Origin of the sequence: Paraburkholderia sp. SIMBA_053, assembly GCF_046534895.1 — a bacterium.
In the GTDB taxonomy this organism is placed as follows: domain Bacteria; phylum Pseudomonadota; class Gammaproteobacteria; order Burkholderiales; family Burkholderiaceae; genus Paraburkholderia; species Paraburkholderia caledonica.
In genome coordinates, this window is the sequence record NZ_JAWRXU010001733.1 from 1 (window position 1) to 235 (window position 235).

Here is a 235-nt window from a genome sequence, read left to right on the forward strand (position 1 = left end):
TTCCTTGCGGATCTCCAGCGAGAACACCACGCGCCGGCCGTCGTCGAACTCGAACGAGACCAGGGTGTGGGCGATCGCCGGACCCATCCAGTACGACAGCGCCAGGTCCGCGCCAACCAGGTGGTCCAGGTCATAGCTGCGCGTTTCCCAGCGCGGCTGCGCGCTGCCGTCGGCACGCCAGTGGAAATCGCGCACGTTGCGCAGGGTCACCCGCGAACCCTCGACCTCGGCCTGC

1 protein-coding gene is annotated in these 235 nt (G+C 68.5%); it reads right to left on the reverse strand.

Annotated elements, in window-relative coordinates; all coding sequences use genetic code 11:
- Window positions 1–235, reverse strand: a 235-nt coding sequence (locus SB753_RS41445; RefSeq protein ID WP_410805739.1) for a DUF4105 domain-containing protein, incomplete at both ends; no start/stop codon positions are given.